This window comes from Bacteroides sp. HPS0048, from assembly GCF_964240755.1.
GTDB classification, from domain to species: domain Bacteria; phylum Bacteroidota; class Bacteroidia; order Bacteroidales; family Bacteroidaceae; genus Bacteroides; species Bacteroides nordii.
The window spans coordinates 127,620-147,666 of the sequence record NZ_CAXSVC010000006.1 but is presented as its reverse complement, the minus strand read 5'-3'; the positions used below and the strand labels follow the sequence as shown (position 1 = coordinate 147,666).

Sequence of the window (20,047 nt, the reverse complement as noted above, 5' to 3'; positions counted from 1 at the left end):
ATGGGTACTTATAGACAAAGCATTCCACAAGCTGATACTCTTATGGGGTCTATGCGTTCAATGGGGTATTCTTTCGAAGCTGCTATTGCTGATATTATTGACAATGGTATTAGTGCAAATTGCAGCGTAGTCAAACTATTCTTCCCTTCAGAACCTATTGATGATCTTGTTGTGGGAATCTTAGATGATGGAGAAGGAATGTCTGCAGGCGTCCTTTTTGAAGCTATGAGGTATGGAAGTAGGGACTCTGAACTTGAAAGAAATGCAAATGATTTGGGACGATTCGGTTTAGGAATGAAATCTGCCTCTTTGTCTCAATGTAGAATTTTGACGGTTGTCAGTTTGCAGGAAGAAAAGATTAGTAGCTATTCTTGGGATTATAATTATATTCAAAATAGAAAAGAGTGGGTGGTGAAGGAGCTGTCACAAAATGAAATAAAAGCACTTCCTTATATTCACTCTCTCCTCGAATTGCCACATGGCACGCTTGTACTATGGCAGGATTTCGATGTGTTGGAGAAATCAAGTGGTGGAATGGTTTATGATGCTCTTGTTGAACTTAAAGAATCTGTAGCCAATAATATTGCTCTGATTTTTCATAACTTTCTTTCAGCAAAAGGTAAGGGGCAGATCAAGATGTACTTGAATAAAGGGAGAATAAAACCAATGGATCCTTTCCTTGAATCACATTCTAAGACAACAACGAAGAAAGCACGTTCCATTGCTATTCGTGACAGTAAGGGTCAAGAACGGCAAATCTGGGTTAAACCATATATCTTGCCATTTGCAACAGATTTAAACGATGAATACAGAAAACTCATAGGAGGAGTAGAGACATTAAGAATCAAACAAGGTTTCTATGTTTATCGAAATAAGCGTTTGATAATTTGGGGAACTTGGTTTGGGATGAAACCGCGTGGTGAACTCACAAAAAATGCTAGAGTTAGAGTAGATATTCCGAATTCACTTGATGACATATGGAGTATTGATATAAAGAAACAAACAGCTTCTATTCCAAAGCAGATTCAGCGTCAATTGCGCCAAACAGTTATTGAAGCGATGGATATTTCTGTTAGGAAGCAAACCCATCGTGGTCGAAAAGAAAATGTTGAGGATATTGACTATATTTGGGATAGAATGGAAGGCAGAGGAAAGACTTTTTATTATCAAATCAATCGTGAGAGCAAAGTGTTCCAGATGGTGAGGGATAGAATGTCAGAAGAAGACTATACTCTGCTTGAGATGCTTTTGAAAGAAATTGAGCAAAACGTTCCGACTCAGCAGATTTACATTGACAAGTCTAATGATGCAATCAGTCAAGATGAACCAGATAATCGTGTCGATGAGATTTTCCAACTTGGGATTTATATGGTAAACTTGGCAAAATCTTTTAACAAGAAATCTATAGTCGAGATTGTTTCTGATCTGATGAAATCAGAGCCATTCTGCAAATATAAAGTTGTTGAGGAAAAACTTTTAGATAACTACAAGGATGAAATTAACAAACGAAGCATATAATAAGATTCTACTCATAATTTCCGCACGTTTGGAACTTATGAAGGAACTGTCGGGCTTTGTTCCATCTTTGGAAAATATTAAGCCTGCGATTGAAGACGCAATAGCCTTCTCTGGTATTGATTGTGATGAGGAAGACAAAAATAAATTGTTGGAAGAAATAGAATACCGAGAGAAAATCACTCATGTATTGGGCAATATTATTTATGATGATTATGAACAAAAGAAGTGGTATTTCAATGATAAAGTAGATGACAGCTATTTTTGGGAGAGATATTATCGTTATTTAAAAGAACACACTTCAATTGACGACAAAAGTATTAATCTTTTGCACGAAAAGACATTGCCTGACATAATGAATTGTTTATACAATCCAAAGGAAGAATTTGAAGGTAAACGTTTGAAGAGGGGCTTAATAATTGGTGATGTACAGTCTGGTAAAACCGCTACATATTCAGGTCTGATTTGTAAAGCTGCTGATGCAGGATATAAAGTTGTTATTCTTCTAGCTGGTATAACAGAAAGTCTTCGTCAGCAAACACAAGAACGTATTGATGAAAGTGTTGTTGGGTACACTATTCGTAAGGTTGAAAAACATATTCGCGAGGGGAAGGTAGGAGTTGGTAAAGACAACAAGCAACGTAGAGCTACTTCTTTTACTACATGTGTAAAAGATTTTGTTAAAGGGAGTAATTTGATTTCAACGACTTTATCGGAGCATAATTCTCTGGTCCTTTTTGTCGTTAAAAAAAATGTATCAGTTCTGACAAAATTGCATGATTGGTTGAAAAACCAGAATATGGATGTTCGTACAAATAGTATAAACCATCCAATGCTTCTTATTGACGATGAGGCAGACAATGCATCGGTTAATACAAAAAAAGATAATACAGATCCAACTAAGACAAACGCTATAATTCGTAAGATTTGCAATCTTTTTCAGACTGCGAATTATATTGGTTTTACTGCTACTCCATTTGCAAATGTTTTTATAGATCCGGATTCGGTGGACAGTATGAAGAATGCAGATTTGTTTCCAGAGCATTTCATATATACGTTACCGACCCCTTCCTCATATATTGGTGCCGATAAAATTTTTTATGAGGATAAAGAGTACTATCGCAATTTACGTTTTATAACTGATGTTGAAGAACCAGACTACACTTCAGATGAATATAGGACTGATTTACACGAAAATATAGAAGAACTTAATTCTGGGACATTCTACTCTCGTCACAAAAAAGAATGGAATGGAGTCTTGCCAAATTCGCTGAAGGAGTCCATCTATTGTTATTATCTGGCAAATGTTATTCGAGATTTAAGAGGACATGCCTCTAAACCAAGAAGTATGTTGGTTAATATGTCTCGTTTCATAAGGGTGCAACAGGTGATTAAGGAACATATTGAAGAAATACAGAACAACTTTATTCAAATACTAAAATACAACTTTGACGAAGATACCTCAAAGAATGCTCATCTGTCACTGTATAAAGAACTGAAACGACTTTGGAAAAAACATTTTGATAATATTACTGATATCTGTTTTATTGATGTTATAAAAAAGAAGAATTTATTAGGTGCTGTGTTCGATATTGAAGCTGATGTTCCAAAGATGGAAATTATCGTTGTTAATGGTAGTAGCGCAAGCAAATTAGATTACAAATCTAATCCTTCGTTGAGAGTAATTGCTATTGGAGGACTTGCTCTTTCGCGAGGTCTCACATTAGAGGGCTTGCTTGTAAGCTATTTCTATCGAAACACTGCAACATTTGATGTGTTGATGCAGATGGGGCGTTGGTTTGGTTATCGACCTGGTTATGCTGATTTGTTCCAAATATGGACAAGTCAAGCAAGTGCAACTTGGTATAGAGAAATAGCGACAGCCACTACCGAATTGAAAGCAGATATTAAGAAAATGTTTGAGCAACATCTTACTCCTAAAGATTTCGGCATTAAAGTTCGTGACTATTGCGACGAATTACAGATAACAGCCAACAATAAGATGCGGACCGCGTACGAATTGTTGATGATGGAATCCTACTATGGAAATATCTGTGATACCCCTTACCTTAGTGTCAAGGCGGAACATAATGAAGAGAACTGGAATCAAGTAAAATGTTTTACTGCCCACCTGTTTGAAAATGATTATAAATTTGGTTTCGCGAATGTCGACAAATACAAAGATGAGGATGTATGCTCAGATATTGATAAATCTAGATATTTTTCTGATGTGTCCAAAGAATTGGTGGTAGACTTCCTGTCTAATATAAAATGTTCATTAGTTAACATGAAATTTAACCGGCAAAACTTAATTGATTTTATTTGCGACAAAGAAACAGAAGGAGTAGATAAATGGGATATTGTTTTCGAAGGTGGTGATGGGCAGACCTTTTATGACATACCAGGACTTGAAATGATACGTTGTCCGAAACGTCAGATTGAGGAACATGATCATGTAATTCAAATTTCGAGTCGTCGTAGGATTCTTGGTTTACGAGAAGGAAAGTTCTGCTTAAGTCAAGATGAGATAGATTTGGCAGAAAAACGATGCAGAGAAGTTTGGGCGAGAGAAGGTTCTGAGTTTGGAGGACGGCATATTCCTATTAAAGCATATTTTGAGCATCTTCCACACAGAAAACCTGTATTGATAATTATGCTCATCGAACCGGTAGAGCCAGAAAATATTGAAGCCAACAAGAATGCCTTAAAATTCATAGAGAAACTTAATGGCAATAAAATGATAGCTTTTGCTATTGGTTTTCCTGGATTAAAAGAAACAGGTAAAACCAAGAAATATAAAGTTAATAAAACATATTATCAGCTTAACATGCTTGATGAACCAGACGAAATAGAAGAGGATGAAGAATAAATTATCTACAACATTCTCGCAAGGATTCCAAAGCGGAGCTTTTATCCGTGTTGGTGAAAACCGCGACCTCAGTCTTTTTGTAGGAAAGGATGAGAAAGGAAACTATGCCTTTGATTTTAGAGGTACATACGTTCCAGTTAGAATAGCTCAGTCGGATGTGATTACAGTACAGCAGGGAAAGAGTGGCGAGAATTATATTCTTCGCTTTTCACTCTGTAATTCAGAGCTGCTGGAATATTTTAGTACGTTTTGCCAGGATTTGCTCGATTCTACGGAAGCTATTAAGGACGATGAAGATGCTTATAAAACACTTTGTTCAAGATATTTCTCATGGAAAAAATTGTTCCGACCAAATAATGGTGGAATGAATGACAATGAGGTAATGGGGTTGATAGGCGAACTGCTTTTTATGCAGGATTATATGATTCCTCACTATGGTGTGAATATGGCATTAGATAGCTGGATGGGTCCAGAAAAGACCCATAAGGATTATTCTACAGAGAGTGTTTGGTATGAGATAAAGGCAATAAGTGCAGGCAAAGATTCTGTAAAGATTTCATCACTTGAGCAACTGGATGGAGATGACGAGGGCTATCTTGCTATTTATTGTTTGGAAAAGATGAGTCCAACATTCAGTGGTATAAAATTGAATGTACTGGTTCAAAACCTAATGGCAAAAATGGGGACAGCTCAAAATAGAGAGACTTTCATGTCTAAACTGAGTATGTACGCATTCGATTTCTCTCCAGAATACGACAAATTCGTATTTACGAATGTGGGATTCTCAATGTACAATGTAAGCAACGATTTCCCTCGCTTATGCAGAAAAAACATACCGAATGCAATAAACAGAATTCAGTACGAGATTTTTCTTTCTGAATTAGAAGAATATAAACTTTAAATCCGTTACACTATGGAGATTGAAGAATATAGAGCGCAATTTATTGATCAGCTTAGATTTGATGCCGATCACGAAGGAACAGAACCGGAAACTCAGTTTATTCTAAAAACATTAGAAGAACTGGAATCTATCGGGGAATTTAATGATCCGATGCCGATGTCTATTGAAATGAGAGGCAAGCGTGGTCGTATCATGGCTTTTGATGCTTATGCTTACGACGAAGCTGACAGTGCACTCATATTGATTGCAAGTGATTTTACCAATGAGCGTGATGCCGTAAACACGTTGACCAATACCCGCATCGTGGATTTGTATACTCACATGTGCAATTTCCTTGACGAAGTTGTCAACGGCAAGATGAGTGACTATTGTGACGATTCTGATCCTGCCATTATTTTAGCAAAAGAATTTCGAAAGAAAATTGGCAAAGGACTGTTGGACACAGAGATTCTTCGCTTCAAGTTTTATATTATTTCTAACTCGATTCTTAGTAAGCAGGTGAAGAGTGTCTCTCAAGAAGATTTTCTTGAGAGACCGGTAGAGTTAAATATCTGGACGCTGGAACGGCTGTTCCAAACATTTATGTCCGATGCAAGTGAGATTGTTGAGTTTGATACAAAAGATTTTGATTGCGAGGGGATTCAATATCTAAAAGCAGATTTAGGAGATAGTAGCGACTATGATGCATATCTTGGAATTGTTCCAGGAAAGTTCTTGGCAGATATCTATTTGAAATATGGGAGTAAATTATTGCAAGGCAATGTGCGGGCTTTCCTGAGTGTTCGTGGTAAGGTAAACAAGGGTATCCGAAATACTATCATTAATAGTCCAGAGAATTTCTTTACCTATAATAACGGCATTGCTATTGTTGCCCGTTCAATAGGTTTTTCTGCAGATAACACTCGAATTACTCATTTTAAGGATTTACAAATTATAAATGGTGGTCAGACAACCGCTTCGTTAGCTAATGCAATTATTCGCAAAGAGGACAAAAAAGGCATGGACAATTTGTTTGTTCCGATGAAGCTGACTGTGCTGAATGTGGACAACGATATGTCTGAGGAAGAGGTTGAACGTTATAACAATATTACTAAAACAATCTCAAAATGCGCTAATTGCCAAAATCCTGTTTCGGATGCCGATTTTTTCTCTAATCACCCATTCCATGTAATGATGGAGAAACTATCGCAAAAGGTTCTTGCTCCTCCTGTTGCAGGTAAACCATATCAGACTCGTTGGTTCTACGAGCGTTCTCGTGGAAAATGGGAACAGGAACAAATGAAACTTACACAAGCGCAACGAAAAACCTTCTGCGAGAAAAGTCCGAAAAATCAGGTTGTCAAGAAGGAAAAGCTGGCGAAATGTTTGAATACTATTCGTATGAATCCTCACCAGGTTTGTCAAAGCTCTGCCATCAACTTCAATCGTTTTGCGGATTATGTTGAAGAACTTTATGATAAATCAAAGGATAGTATTAATGAGGTGTTCTTTAAGAAAGGAATCTGCTCCGTCATTATGTTTGATGAATTGGACGTAATGATCAATAAGTCCGAATGGTATCCTAAAGGAGGAGATAAAGCTCAGATTGTGCCATACACAATTGCAAAACTGATATCAATTTTGCCAAAGGATGCCGATCTTGACTGGGTTACGATTTGGAATAAACAGACACTGTATCCGGCTCTTGCAAATGAGTTGATTCGTTTAGCTTTTGATACACAGAAGTTTTTGACAAAACAAGCTGGTGGAGGCCTTGTTAGAACGATATCCAGAACGCTTGCAGTTTGGGATGACTATAAGAAAGTTCCGTTTGAACTCTCTGACGAATTTATTAAATCCCTTGTTTCCCAAAAGGAGATTAAAACAACAGAAGCTGCTGCTAAACGAGCGCACAAATTCAATTCAAACATTGAAGCAAGCGTTGAGATATTTAATTTGGGTGCTGACTATTGGATGAGGGTTTATAACGAACTTTTAAAAGAAAATGTTCTCTCGTACGGAGACCTTGATTTTATTAAGTCTATTGCAACTAGATTTATAGCTAAAATGGTTCTTCCTTCGTCTGCCCAATGTAAGAGACTCTTGAAGATTGTCAGCAATGTTGAAGATAAGGGATATGTAATGCCGTAAATAATGTAAAATGAATTTAGAAGAATATTTTGAAACAAAAAGCAGTCAGGATTTTCCATCGGAAAAAGACTATGTTGCTATATATCGCACTTTTAAACAGTTTATGAATTCAGAGATCCATAATGAAGTTAAAGCGATTACTACAAGACTGGATAATACTGTGTATCTAAATGATCACAGTGCTAATCATGTAAAAATGGTTATGGTTAAAGTATCTTCCATACTGAAAGATTGTTCATACCTTACTCCATATGAATGCTTTATACTATTGGTCGCGATTCAAATTCATGATGCGGGACATATCTTTAATGGCAGAGACGGTCATGAAAAATCTGGCAGATATCTTCTGGAAAATTTAAACGTTGATACAATTGAGAGAAAAATTATTGGGGATATAGCTAAAGCGCATTCAGGCAAAAATGATCCGATTGGGAATTTGCCATACAAGACCTCTATCTCGGGGCATGATGTGAGAATCCGTGAACTAGCAGCTTTGTTAAGATTTGGTGATGAACTTGCGGATGAAAACAGTCGTGCGTCTTCTTACTTGCTAAAAAAGGACTTAATACCTGAGGATAGCAAATTGTATCATGCTTTCTCTGAAAGTTTGTACAACTTCAATCCAGATAAAGACAGTCATTGTATTCAGATGGGCTTTTCTCTCACTAAGAATCAAGTTCAAAATAGATATAAGAAAGGTGAGTCTTCTATTTATTTGTTGGATGAAATATATACAAGAACATTCAAGACATTCCAGGAATGTTTGTACTATAATCGTTTTGTTAGCTATGAGTATCAATTCCATTCGATTATTATTTCTATAGAATTTATAGATGAAGGGTTTGAACCTTTCTTTGATACAATATCTTATCGTATAGAGGAAAAGGGATATCCAACGTTATCAATAAATAATGTTTTTGAGTATTGTGGGGCACAATTAGAACGAAGTAACAACAAATTAACAGGTGATTATGTTCATCAATGTGTAAATAGTTCATTATGAAAGAAAATCCATTTGAAATAAAGACTCCAGAACAGAACTCCGCTCAGGATGTTGTCGATTTATTTGTTGATGTTTTTCCTGACTTTTATCAAGTATTAGAAAAAGGACATACATTTATTAATGGTCCAAGAGGTTCAGGTAAAAGTATGATGTTCCGCTACATACAACCAGATTGTCAGTGTTTAGCCAAGCATTGCCAAATATCTGAGCTGGATTATTTTGCTGTATACGTTCCTATAAAACTAACAAATATAAATATTCCTGACTTGGCGCGCCTTGAGATTCATGCCGAAATTATATTAAATGAGCACTTGTTAACGACATACGTAATGTCTAATGTGTATAAGTCGGTTGGATGCTATTTGGGGAATATATTAAATGATTATAAAGAGCAGATATGGCAATATTATAATACTGATTTTCGGGATGTTCTTTCTTACTGCGGTGTTAACAACATTGTTGAATTACCAAACGATACAGACAAGGATGGACTAACAATGATGGAGTTAATGGCAAAAGAGGTAGAACGGATAAATCGTTCCTGTCGAATCTATTGCAATAAAATAGCTTTGTCAAAAGATACTTCTATTCCATATGATGGACCAATTGTTGATTTCATAGATTTTATGAAACCACTACTTGTGTCTTTAAAATCTTTACCATTTTTCCCTCAAGATAAACCTTTGTATATTTTGATTGACGATGCTGGCTATCTAAATGTGGCTCAAACAAAGGTGTTGAACACTTGGGTGTCATATCGCACAACAAAAGACATATGTTTTAAGATCTCTACCCAGTTAGATTATAAAACACATTTGACGAATAACGAGAAAAGAATAGACGCACCTCATGATTATTCTGAGATAAACATTTCTACAGTTTATTCAAGTAGTAAAAGTAAGTATAATGAACGACTTCAAGAAATTGTTAAGAAAAGACTAAAGAGATATTTGAACCTTGATATTGAGACAAAAGATTTCTTTCCAGAGGATAAAGAACAAGAGCTAAAGATTCAAGAGATATATAATCAGATGTTGATAGATTATGCAGATCCTGAGAAAAAATATGCAGGTGGGGATGCAGCAAGACGCTATGCAAGACCTGAATATATAACACGGTTGCAACAGAATCATAAAGCAGGCTCTACATATAGCTATGCTGGTTTTGATCAACTTGTAGCTGTGTCTTCCGGTATTATTCGACATTTCTTAGCTCCTGCGCAAGAAATGTATTCGTTAGCAATTACAGAACTTGGAGCAAATGAAGATAATATTACCAGCATCAAACCTTCTATTCAAGATGAAGTTATAAAAAAATACTCTAACAACTATTTGGTTGGTGAGTTTGAAAAACTTAAAAAAGATATTGACAATAATAACACTAGGCAAATACAATTGGAAAAATTATATCGAATGATAGACTCTTTGGGACAATTATTTCATTTGCAGCTTACTTCTAATTCCTCAGAAAGAAGAGTGTTCTCTGTGGCAATTACAGATACTCCAGATGACGAAATGAATGAAATAATTGACATGGGAGAACAGCTGGGTTATTTCCATAAAAGTACAATTGGAAATAAAACAGGTACTGGAAGAAATCGCTTAATCATATTAAGTAGAATTTTGGCACCTCATTTCAAGTTGGATGCTACAAGTTTTGCCGGTTACAAATTTATGGATAGCGCCAAATTGAGAATGGCAATGATTGATACTAAGAGATTTTTAGCACAGTTTAAATTTACCGAAGATGACAGTTCTTCGGCTACTCAATTACTATTGTTTGACGGTAATAATCCTATTTAAGATATGAAAAAAATATTAATAAACAGTATAGATAAAGAGATAGTTAACGATTCTTTGTTTATTTGTAGTTCAAGTTTTGAGAAAAGATGTTTAATAATACCTAATGAGATTTCCAAGAATGAATCTATTGAGGCTGTTATTTGCTACTTTCCAAATAACTATACAGAAACAGAGAAGAATGCTGAGTGTTTAAAAGAACTATTCATAGGACGATCTTCTATCATAGAACTCTCTCTTGAGAATCCGTTGGATAATTATGATAATTTGTTTGATGCAATAACAACAAGCAAAAAAGAACACCTATATGTTGATGTATCAACATTTACTAGAGAAACATTGTTGATAATAATAAAAATCTTATCCTCTTCAATAGTTGAATTTACTGATATACATCTGTGTTATTGTCCGTCGAGTAGATACTCATCCTATGAAGAGGGTACTTCGTTACCTTGGCTTAGTAAAGGGGTAAGGACAATACGTTCTGTTGTTGGCTATTCTGGCGATATGTCACCAATAAAGGATTTGTTACTAATTATATTAGTCGGTTTTGAATATGAACGTGCTCAAACATTGATAGAGGTTTTCGAGCCTAGTAAGTTATATTTAGGTATGGCTTCGCCAACAGAAAGTCATAATGAATCTCTAAGCGAAATTAATCGTTCGAATTTCGAAAAATTACTTGAAAAAAATTCTCGAGCTTCAAATTTTCAATTCTCATGTAAAAATCTGGAGCAAAATATCAAAGAAATTGGTAAGATTGTTGACGAGAATAGGAAAGATTATAATATAGTAATCAGTCCAATGAACAATAAACTATCAACTCTTTCTATAGCGGCTATTGCCCAGAAATATCCTGATGTGCAAATTTGTTACGCTTTAGCAAATCAGTATAATACTGAATCCTATTCGAATCCGGAAGATTATATATATATGCTACCAATCGATGAAATAATAAAAAAGTAAAATGAAAATCATCAATAAACGTTGCATAAATTAGGGACATTATTTTGTGCAATATCTTTCAAGTAGCATTCGTCAAATACAATGAACGTTGTCCGGATGAACAAGCCGAAAAAATGGCTAATTTGACAAAATATGGTACTTACAATACGAAACATATATGGATGTTAAGGTACGGGATGTCCTTTGAAGATATTGAATTGTTAGAAGACTATATTGAATCAATTGATGAACGAGGAATAATAGTAACGCAAGAATTCTCGAATCTTCCACAAAAAGTAAAGGGATGTATAGATAGATTTGTAGAATAATAGATAACTGTCAGTAATATGTTAATAAATGGATAAATTGACCAAGGAACAGCGTCATCGTTGCATGTCTGCGATAAAGGGCAAGAACACGAAACCGGAATTATTGGTGAGAAAGTTCTTGTTCGGCCGTGGCTTTCGGTATAGGCTGAATCACCCACGGCTTCCAGGACATCCCGATTTGGTTTTACGTAAATACAGAACTGTTATTTTCGTAAATGGCTGCTTTTGGCACGGTCACGAAGGATGCAAATACTACGTTCTACCAAAGACAAATGTTGAGTTTTGGAAGAATAAAATTGAGCGTAATCGGAGTAGAGATATAGAGGAACGGCAACTGCTAACTTCGATGGGGTGGCATTGTATTACCATTTGGGAATGTCAGTTGAAACCGAAAGTCCGCCAACAGACTTTAGAGGCTTTAGAATACACGCTTTACCATATTTATCTTGAGGATAGAAGAATCAAATCATATGAGACAACTGAAGAAGAATATAGCATGGTGGCAGAACCCATTGAAAGTTATGGCAAATCGAAATGAATAATTGCGAAGGTGATAATTTAAATTATGGCAAAGAATATAGAAATACGAAATAGTACAGCTGAGTTTCTTATCTTCATGTTTGAAGGCAAAGAGGATGGGATTCAAGTGATGTATAAAGATGAGACCATTTGGGCAACACAAAAGGCGATGGCGCAGCTTTTTGATTGCTCCACTGACAATATTAGTCTGCACTTAAAAAACATATTCGCATCCGGAGAACTTGTCAAAGATTCAGTTACCGAGAAAAACTCGGCAACTGCCGCAGACGGGAAAAATTATCAAACAATGTTCTATAATCTTGATGCCATTATCAGTGTCGGGTATCGCGTCAATTCTGTTCGTGCCACACAGTTCCGTCAGTGGTGTACGTTTGTACTCCGTCAGTTTGCCATCCGTGGATATGTACTTGATCATAAGCGAATGGAGAACGGGGCTTTCTTAGGTGTAGATTACTTTGAACATTTGCTTGCCGAAATAAGGGAGATAAGGCTGAGTGAGCGTCGTTTTTATCAGAAACTGACCGATATTTATGCTACGGCTATAGACTATAACAAAGATGCTCCGACAACTCGTCTTTTCTTCAAAAAGGTACAGAACAAAATGCACTATGCTGTGCATGGGCATACTGCTGCGGAGTTGATAGTCGAACGAGCTGATGCGAATAAGGAACACATGGGATTGACCACTTGGGAAAACGCTCCGAATGGAAAAATTGTCAAAACAGATGTGTCTGTAGCAAAGAACTATTTGCGAGAAAAAGAATTAGAAGAAATGGGTAGGATAGTCAATGCGTCCCTTGATATGGCAGAAAGTATGGCTATGCGTCATATACCTATGACAATGGAAGATTGGGCAAAGCGAATAGACAAATTCATTAATTTATTTGAGAGCCCGATATTACAGGATAGCGGAAAGGTTTCTGCCGAATATGCCAAAGAGTTTGCTGAATCAGAGTTTGAAAAGTATAGGATCATTCAAGACCGTCTTTTTCAATCTGACTTTGATAGATTTGAAGATAATAGTCTTCCTGCATTAGATATTGAATAATTATAATGTCATTTTGAGGTTGGCAAAATCGCCTTTGGGATATGGCAGATTCATGTCGTTAAATTGTCAAGTGTTCGGACAATAGTTCTGTTTTCATCATTTAGTATCTGCATTTATGGTGACCGACGTTACTCCAGTATACCACTTAAAAGCAAGAAAAGAGTTCACATAAGAGTTCATAAAAGAACCAGTAGGGTTCATAAAAGAGTTCGTAAAAGCACTACTGAAATACACTCCAAAACCGCAATAATGCCAAATCTAGCTTGCAGAGGATTGGCAAAGTCTCACGAGCGATTTATTGCTTGGGGTATTGAGTTACTCTAACTCAATAAGATTTGTATAATGGGCAAGCCCTGTGAGCAATTAAGTATACAAATTTCGTTTTTGCGATGGCTGGCGAAAAGATAAAAGGCTCAAATAACGCCTTTTTATCACCAATCAGCTTGCTGAGAGATTTGGCACTCTCAAACGACCTATTGGTCGCTTGGGGTATTAGGCTCCCCATACAAGATAATGTCTGTACAACGGGCAAGCCCAATCAATGGCAACGACCGATTCCGTGGATTATTATGAAACCAGTCGTTGCACTTAGACTTTGACTTATATACGAATGGACACTTTTAGAATAAAGTCAAGTGGAGAGTCAATAATGGTAATCCGGCATGAACCGATAAATGCCACGGCTTTCCTGAACCACCATCCGTTTGTTCGTGAGAAACTTAATTATCTTCACAATCTTGTTGTGATTAAATTTCGTTCCTGCCAGTTCGTAGGCAGTGGTCAGTTCTTCTTCCAAAGCCTTATATCCCGAAATCATCTCTTTTCCGTCAAAAGCCAATTCGAGAGCCTTGCGATGGATGGCTTCGTGGATGTCTTTATAAGGGGAGAACGGTTCCTGCTTGGGACGACCTACGCTCTTTTTTGTCGGCACATAGTCCGGCAGAAGTTCGGGAAGTGATTGGTCATTGATGCAGAAAGCGAATGGCAGAAAGTCTTTGGAACGGGTGTGCACACTTTCCACTTTGCTGATGTTGCTGTCATCTTTGTCTTTTTCAATTTGAATGACCGTTTCCGCTTTGTTGTTGATTTCCGTGCCGATGTGCCCACGGGCATTTTCATCGCTTTTGTTCTGGTGAAGGATGGTGTGAAGATGAATCTGGTATTCGTCAGTCCACTGCATGAGTTTGGAGATTACGCACGTGGCTTCGCTCGGAGAATTAATGTCATAAACCAAGTCGCGGATTCCGTCAATCACCACGAAACCGAGACCCTCAATCTGATTGATGGCATCATCTATGATAGCCAAACGCTCCTTCGGATTGAACTTGCGTAGAGCGAGAAAATAGAAACGGTCGCAATCCTCATTAGCCGGCAACTCTGCCAGTTTCATGATACGATGCATCACAATCATACAATGGTTTTGACTTTGTTCTGTGTCGATGTAAAGGATGCGGTTCTTTCCTTCAGGGAAGTCCGTTGTGTAGTTAAGAATTTCCTTCCCTGACAAAGCTGCTGCCACCATAGCGGAAACATTGAAAGTCTTTTTGCTTTTAGCCTTGCCTATGGATGCACTGAAATTTCCCAATGTCCCGATAGGTACTCCGCCTATTTTCAGAACTTCCGGCTCCTGTTCGTACTCCTTTTCCAAACTGAGCATGGTATCTTGCCATCTTGTAGCGACCTGAGCAAGATCTTCAATGGGTGCTACCGTTTCCATACTCACCAGCTTTTAGGATTGGCTTTGCGACGTGTAGTTGCAAGCATTCGGGCGTGTTCTTCCTCTATGCTTATAGGCGTTTCTCCTTTTCTTCCGCTTTCCAACCATTTGTCCAATTCATCACGATAGACAAACAAGTGTTTTCCTTGTTTGATGATTGGAATACCACCATGTTTGGCTTTGTAATAAAAGGATGATTTCGAGATACCTAAGTATTCGCAGACTTCATCAACGGTCATTGGGACATGGGTATCCTTTTTTGCCTCGTTATGCTGCTGATGAAGTTTTTCTGCCAGCAACGTTTCCATACTTGCGATTCTCTCGCAAAGTTCTTCTACTACTTCAGGCAGGTCATTAAAGGTCAGTTTGTCTTTTTGCATATATAACATTGTTTTTGTTAAACATGCTGCAAACCAACACAATGATGTAATGCTGACAACTATCAGAAGGCAATAATATTTCAGTCTGTGTTGAATAACCCTAATCGGTTGAATTTTCTTTTTATTCTTGGGCTTCTTTCATACATTTGAAGTGATAATCTCCGGTTTTAGGAATATCAAGGGCTATTTTGCAAACTCCGCATGTTCGGAGATTTTTAGCCAGATATTTAATCGAAGCGTCTTTTAATTCATGTGGGAATATAGTATGTATGAATGTTGCTCTATCTATAAGAGAAATGCCCAATCTCTCCCCGATGTTCCATACGAAATGCATCAGGTCGATAGAACGGAGAGAATTATCTACTTTTGAACGGATTGGCTTGTATAAATCAGATTGTCCGTACGCAAAATACTCTATGTTTTCATGCAGAATTTCAAGATCTTCTTTTGAGAGAAATTCCGTCATTACAAATGTGGTATATTCATGAATGACACGCTTAATGTCTGCCTGCCTTTCGGCTTTTTTACGTTCAATTTCAGCTACACGTACTTCATAATTATCCATATAATCTTGTTTTGCAACACTTTCTGCAACTAAAATTGCCGGATTTATATCCTTGTCCTTTGGACACTCCGGATCAATCTCCTTAATTTGTTCGGGTAGAGGTCTTACTTGCTTGCCAAAAGACAAACTCAATTCATTCTTTGTAATGAATCGGAAAAAGAAACGCTGAAGTACTCCACAGGCAAGTATCATTGCCGTGATATATAAAATAACTGGAGTGGAATACTCCATCATGTCGATATGGCAATTAAGATATAAATAGGAGTCTGTTGTCCAATAAAGGATGACACTTACTGAAAGTATGAAACTGGTTCTTTGAGGAGTAATTTTAATACTATTCGTCATAAACTGATACTGTTTGAGTTCTACAATAAAACAAATGTATATGCAGATTTCCAAATAGTTGCTGTTTGTAATAGATAATCGTTCAGAATTTAAGAAAAAATATGCTCAGAGTATGATTTGATGCAAAATATCATACTCTGAGCTATAAAATGGGATTATTTGAACCTTAATTCTTACTTGCGGATTAAAGAGATTCTGTTGCTGGCTTCACGCTTGTTGCTGTCCACAACTTTCATGTACCGTTGTGTCGTGGTGATACTTCTATGTGCCATATTACTTTGAATGGTACGTATGTCTGTGCCGGCTGCTCCTTGAAGTGTTGCGTATGTTCTTCGGTAGGAGTGGAAAGTGATATTCTTGGTTATACCAGCTTCGCGAATCCACTCTTTCATGGGATGCTGTGTCCAACTTCGTTTCAATCCTTTAAATACTAATCCGGTTTTTTCCGGAGAATAGCCGATTAATTGCAGGGCTTCGTCGCTGATTGGAATGATGTCCTCTGTTTTGGTCTTTTGGGTAATTGTATGGACACATTTCCCTCCGGCTGCAAAGTCAACGATTTCATGCCATTGTAACGATAGTATATCGCTGATTCTGAGACTGGTCAAACATGAAAACAATGCTGCTGTCTTCAGAATCGGCTTTTTGCAAGGTGTCTCAGCCAATTTGTAAAGTTCTTCCACACTTAGATAGTCTTTTGGAGTATCTTCCGTTTCGATTTTATCCAAAAAGTCATTGATATTGGTTTTGATTAGCCGATTGCGATAAAGAATCTTCAAAAGTCCCCTGAATGTTGACCAATAGCCGGAAGCAGAGTTCTTTGAAATGCGGTCGTCACGCCTGAGTTGCTTGGCATTTAGCAGATACTCCCGGAACTTATTACAAAGGTCAATATCAATTTCTTCAAAAGTACATTTGCCATGAACGAAGTTGTAGAAATGGTGGTACACAAATTCCCACTTTTGGTCATGCTTGCGAAGCTGCTTGCGGTAGTATTCCAGAAAATCCGCTTTGAGTTTGTGCCTGTCAAAGAAATCATACCTGTCATTAACGATAGATTCAAAGCGTCGGCATCGGATGGCTTCCGCCTTTTCCGACATAGTTGCATTGAAGTTGCGTTCACGTTCATTCTTAGGATTGGCATAAATATAAATGTTCAATCCTTCGTGACGGATGGTTTTCATTGTTTCTTGGTCACGATACCCCGGATAATAATCTAAATAGAAAGAAAGCATCCCATGTTTCAAGGGACGTGTTCTCAATGTTACTGTTTTACATTCTAACATAGTTACAATTATTATTAGTTTATACTTGATTTGCTGCAAATGTCCGTAATGGCTTGACACAGACAATGCTCATTTTTAGAATCATTTTCTGGTCTGCCTAAATTCAGACTTAGGCTTATTTTCTGACACCCATTACATGATCAAATTCCACTTTCAGGAATCTCACGAAACGACCTTTCTTCTCACGTTTGATTTCGTGGAACTGCAGAATGCCATAGACAGAATCCCTTGTGAGATTGTATTTCTTCATGACTTCCTGCACGGTGTAGTACTCCGAAGCATTGTCTTCGGCAGTCTGCTTGGATAGGTCAAAATGTAGCTTCGAGTAGAATATCTGACCGTGTTCTTTCTTGGACGGGATGTTGTTGCGATAGACATGGGAGCGGATGGCAACCCGACTCATCCCATACTTTTGTTCTATCTCTTCGGGAGTGTACCATTCGGTCAGATCATTATCTGTCTTGTACTTGGCAAAAGCAACATCAATATGCTTTTTGCTGTAATAGTTGAACTGGCGGATTTTTACTTTTGGCACATTATACTCCCGTGTATAAGTCCATACCCATTTGGTGTTGACCTTGTATTTTTGGGCAATTTCTTCAGCAGTGTAATATTCAGCAATATCAAATTCGACTTTTGACATCACACGTTCATAAGGTTTAGATTTAAGCAAAAGTTCTATATCAGCTCTTCGAATAAAAGACATTCGTGAACTAATCCGACTTGCTCTCAACTTATCCTCTTTGACTAATTTGTAGATGTATTGACGAGAAACTCCCATCAATTTAGCTGCTTGTGAAAAGGTAAAGTACTCTTGATTTTCCAGCATCTTCTTTACCTCCAACAATTCTTGACTCTGAATGAGCTCCATTCTTCGCTCTTTCATTCGATGTTTGTAGCCTCGTTTAGAACATTGAGGACTACAATAATTGGTGGTGGTTTTCTGAGCTATAAAAGGTTTACCACACCATTGACAAATTCTTTTTACTTCCATGTTGTTTTCTCCATATTTTTAGTGAAACCATAAAGATTTAATTTCCCTTTTTGTCTCTCTACGTAAACCATTGTTCACCCATGTCGCCAAATGTGTCACTGTGACATCGGGGACAAACCCCAATTTGTTTCGCGGTAGAAATACGGTAGAAAAATATGGTGAACAACACTATCCAATCGCTATGAACTGGATTTTGGATAAATAAAAAAGCCGCTGAAATTCAGCGACTTCATTATAGTTGATTCTAATTCGTTGCGGTTAATTGCGATGTATCATTTCCCGATGCAAAAATGCTGAAATATATTTTGAAGTACCATATCGTTTGTTACCTCTCCTGCTATATCCGACAGATGGAAGATACATTCTCGTATATCCTGTGCTAAAAAATCTCCGGAAATATTCGCATCCAATCCGTTTTGTACCCGGTGTATGGCATCCAGTGCACGGGATAGAGCCTCATAATGGCGGATATTTGTAACGATTACATCATTTTGTGTAATCGTTGGGAGGTGGGCGGCTTCGATCAGTGTTTGTTGTAATTCGTCAGTACCTGATCGCTGTCTTGCAGAAATAAAGATTGAACTTATGTCTTCTTTGGAGAAACTTGATAGAAGAGAAATTATATCTTTCTTTTGTTCTTCTCTGATCAGGTCAGATTTATTAAATACTACGATCAGATGTTTGTTTTGGCAACGTGGGAGAATTTTGCCTGAAAGCTCTTCCATTTGTGACTTCGCATCTGTAGCATCAATCATCCAAAGCACAATTTCGGCCTGATCCAGTTTCTGGAAGGTACGTTCAATACCCAAACTCTCGATGGTATCATTAGTCTCACGAATTCCGGCAGTATCTATAAAGCGGAAAGTGATGCCACCTATGTTTACAGTATCTTCAATGACATCACGGGTTGTGCCGTGAATATCACTGACGATGGCTTTATCCTCATTCAATAGAACATTCAATAGAGTCGATTTTCCTGCATTGGTTTCGCCTATGATGGCTACCGGAACACCATTTTTTATAGCATTTCCTACACTGAACGAATGAACCAGGCGAGTGATAACCTGTTCTATCCCATCTGCTAAATGGCGTAATGCGGAACGGTCTGCAAACTCCACATCTTCTTCACTGAAATCCAGCTCGAGTTCGATCATAGATGTGAAGTCGAGAAGTTTTCCACGGAGGTCGGCTAATTCTTTACTGAAGCCGCCACGCATCTGGCTCATGGCTAAACGATGGGTAGCGGCAGAGGTTGAAGCAATCAGATCTGCCACAGCCTCTGCCTGGCTGAGATCCATCTTGCCATTCAAAAAAGCTCTTTGTGTATATTCTCCGGGTTGAGCCATACGGCAGCCGTTTTTAATAAGCAGTTGCATCACCTGCTGAAGAATATAGGTAGAACCATGACACGTAATTTCAGTACTATCTTCCCCTGTGTAGGAGTGGGGGGCACGAAACAAGCTGACAAGTACTTCATCCACAATCTCTTTCTCATTGTGTATATGTCCGAAAGTTAATGTATATGGCTTTTTATCAGAGAGTTGCTTCCCCACTTTAACTGGAGTGAAAATACGTTCAGTAATAGTTATGGCATCGGGACCAGAGACGCGGATACTTCCGATAGCTCCTCCTTGGGCGGTGGCTATAGCACAAATGGTGTCTTGATTCATTTTTTTTTCAT

Annotated in this window: 15 protein-coding genes; 9 read left to right on the top strand and 6 right to left on the bottom strand. The window is 37.5% G+C overall.

The window, feature by feature from the left end:
* The 9 genes from ACESQI_RS07180 to ACESQI_RS07140 all read left to right on the top strand — a co-directional run bounded on the left by ACESQI_RS07180 (position 1) and on the right by ACESQI_RS07140 (position 13,079).
* Positions 1 to 1,518, top strand: coding sequence for an ATP-binding protein (locus ACESQI_RS07180; protein WP_009036650.1), 1,518 nt, complete (start codon positions 1 to 3; stop codon positions 1,516 to 1,518).
* Complete coding sequence (locus tag ACESQI_RS07175) at positions 1,493 to 4,384, top strand: Z1 domain-containing protein (protein WP_034528608.1); 2,892 nt, start codon at positions 1,493 to 1,495, stop codon at positions 4,382 to 4,384. The genes ACESQI_RS07180 and ACESQI_RS07175 overlap by 26 nt, the downstream gene beginning before the upstream one ends.
* Positions 4,374 to 5,285, top strand: coding sequence for a PD-(D/E)XK motif protein (locus tag ACESQI_RS07170; RefSeq protein ID WP_009036652.1), 912 nt, complete (start codon positions 4,374 to 4,376; stop codon positions 5,283 to 5,285). The genes ACESQI_RS07175 and ACESQI_RS07170 overlap by 11 nt, the downstream gene beginning before the upstream one ends.
* 12 nt (positions 5,286 to 5,297) lie before the next feature.
* Positions 5,298 to 7,415 carry an AIPR family protein gene (locus ACESQI_RS07165; protein WP_009036653.1) on the top strand — a complete coding sequence of 706 codons (2,118 nt, stop codon included), beginning with the start codon at positions 5,298 to 5,300 and terminating at the stop codon, positions 7,413 to 7,415.
* A gap of 10 nt (positions 7,416 to 7,425) precedes the next feature.
* A complete protein-coding gene (locus tag ACESQI_RS07160; RefSeq protein ID WP_009036654.1) occupies positions 7,426 to 8,418 on the top strand; it encodes a hypothetical protein in 993 nt (330 codons plus the stop codon).
* Positions 8,415 to 10,220, top strand: coding sequence for a hypothetical protein (locus ACESQI_RS07155; RefSeq protein ID WP_009036655.1), 1,806 nt, complete (start codon positions 8,415 to 8,417; stop codon positions 10,218 to 10,220). The genes ACESQI_RS07160 and ACESQI_RS07155 overlap by 4 nt, the downstream gene beginning before the upstream one ends.
* A 3-nt stretch (positions 10,221 to 10,223) precedes the next feature.
* Positions 10,224 to 11,183 carry a hypothetical protein gene (locus ACESQI_RS07150; protein ID WP_009036656.1) on the top strand — a complete coding sequence of 320 codons (960 nt, stop codon included), beginning with the start codon at positions 10,224 to 10,226 and terminating at the stop codon, positions 11,181 to 11,183.
* 336 nt (positions 11,184 to 11,519) lie between these two features.
* Positions 11,520 to 12,029 (top strand): very short patch repair endonuclease, encoded by a 510-nt coding sequence (locus ACESQI_RS07145; RefSeq protein WP_009036657.1) that lies wholly within the window; start codon positions 11,520 to 11,522, stop codon positions 12,027 to 12,029.
* Positions 12,030 to 12,056: 27 nt separating this feature from the next.
* The gene (locus ACESQI_RS07140) at positions 12,057 to 13,079 is read left to right on the top strand and encodes a virulence RhuM family protein (RefSeq protein WP_009036658.1); all 1,023 of its coding nucleotides are present in this window, start codon (positions 12,057 to 12,059) and stop codon (positions 13,077 to 13,079) included.
* 643 nt (positions 13,080 to 13,722) lie between these two features.
* Here ACESQI_RS07140 and ACESQI_RS07135 read toward each other — a convergent pair.
* The 6 genes from ACESQI_RS07135 to mnmE all read right to left on the bottom strand — a co-directional run bounded on the left by ACESQI_RS07135 (position 13,723) and on the right by mnmE (position 20,036).
* Positions 13,723 to 14,796, bottom strand: coding sequence for an AAA family ATPase (locus tag ACESQI_RS07135; RefSeq protein WP_034528919.1), 1,074 nt, complete (start codon positions 14,794 to 14,796; stop codon positions 13,723 to 13,725).
* A gap of 2 nt (positions 14,797 to 14,798) precedes the next feature.
* Positions 14,799 to 15,176, bottom strand: coding sequence for a helix-turn-helix domain-containing protein (locus tag ACESQI_RS07130; protein ID WP_009036660.1), 378 nt, complete (start codon positions 15,174 to 15,176; stop codon positions 14,799 to 14,801).
* Between the two features lie 121 nt (positions 15,177 to 15,297).
* Positions 15,298 to 16,086, bottom strand: coding sequence for a hypothetical protein (locus ACESQI_RS07125; protein ID WP_009036661.1), 789 nt, complete (start codon positions 16,084 to 16,086; stop codon positions 15,298 to 15,300).
* 173 nt (positions 16,087 to 16,259) lie between these two features.
* Positions 16,260 to 17,372 (bottom strand): site-specific integrase, encoded by a 1,113-nt coding sequence (locus tag ACESQI_RS07120; RefSeq protein ID WP_009036662.1) that lies wholly within the window; start codon positions 17,370 to 17,372, stop codon positions 16,260 to 16,262.
* Positions 17,373 to 17,487: 115 nt separating this feature from the next.
* Positions 17,488 to 18,366, bottom strand: a complete 879-nt coding sequence (locus ACESQI_RS07115; RefSeq protein ID WP_009036663.1) for a helix-turn-helix domain-containing protein — start codon at positions 18,364 to 18,366, stop codon at positions 17,488 to 17,490.
* A gap of 272 nt (positions 18,367 to 18,638) precedes the next feature.
* Positions 18,639 to 20,036, bottom strand: coding sequence for a tRNA uridine-5-carboxymethylaminomethyl(34) synthesis GTPase MnmE (gene mnmE / locus ACESQI_RS07110; protein ID WP_263666075.1), 1,398 nt, complete (start codon positions 20,034 to 20,036; stop codon positions 18,639 to 18,641).
* Between the last annotated feature and the right edge of the window lie 11 nt (positions 20,037 to 20,047).

Bases quoted from the DNA above. Each gene is read 5' to 3' on its own strand.
- ACESQI_RS07180 (WP_009036650.1), top strand. From the start codon at position 1: ATGGGTACTTATAGACAAAGCATTCCACAAGCTGATACTCTTATGGGG.
- ACESQI_RS07175 (WP_034528608.1), top strand. From the start codon at position 1,493: ATGAAATTAACAAACGAAGCATATAATAAGATTCTACTCATAATTTCC.
- ACESQI_RS07170 (WP_009036652.1), top strand. From the start codon at position 4,374: ATGAAGAATAAATTATCTACAACATTCTCGCAAGGATTCCAAAGCGGA.
- ACESQI_RS07165 (WP_009036653.1), top strand. From the start codon at position 5,298: ATGGAGATTGAAGAATATAGAGCGCAATTTATTGATCAGCTTAGATTT.
- ACESQI_RS07160 (WP_009036654.1), top strand. From the start codon at position 7,426: ATGAATTTAGAAGAATATTTTGAAACAAAAAGCAGTCAGGATTTTCCA.
- ACESQI_RS07155 (WP_009036655.1), top strand. From the start codon at position 8,415: ATGAAAGAAAATCCATTTGAAATAAAGACTCCAGAACAGAACTCCGCT.
- ACESQI_RS07150 (WP_009036656.1), top strand. From the start codon at position 10,224: ATGAAAAAAATATTAATAAACAGTATAGATAAAGAGATAGTTAACGAT.
- ACESQI_RS07145 (WP_009036657.1), top strand. From the start codon at position 11,520: ATGGATAAATTGACCAAGGAACAGCGTCATCGTTGCATGTCTGCGATA.
- ACESQI_RS07140 (WP_009036658.1), top strand. From the start codon at position 12,057: ATGGCAAAGAATATAGAAATACGAAATAGTACAGCTGAGTTTCTTATC.
- ACESQI_RS07135 (WP_034528919.1), bottom strand. From the start codon at position 14,796: ATGGAAACGGTAGCACCCATTGAAGATCTTGCTCAGGTCGCTACAAGA.
- ACESQI_RS07130 (WP_009036660.1), bottom strand. From the start codon at position 15,176: ATGCAAAAAGACAAACTGACCTTTAATGACCTGCCTGAAGTAGTAGAA.
- ACESQI_RS07125 (WP_009036661.1), bottom strand. From the start codon at position 16,086: ATGACGAATAGTATTAAAATTACTCCTCAAAGAACCAGTTTCATACTT.
- ACESQI_RS07120 (WP_009036662.1), bottom strand. From the start codon at position 17,372: ATGTTAGAATGTAAAACAGTAACATTGAGAACACGTCCCTTGAAACAT.
- ACESQI_RS07115 (WP_009036663.1), bottom strand. From the start codon at position 18,366: ATGGAAGTAAAAAGAATTTGTCAATGGTGTGGTAAACCTTTTATAGCT.
- mnmE (WP_263666075.1), bottom strand. From the start codon at position 20,036: ATGAATCAAGACACCATTTGTGCTATAGCCACCGCCCAAGGAGGAGCT.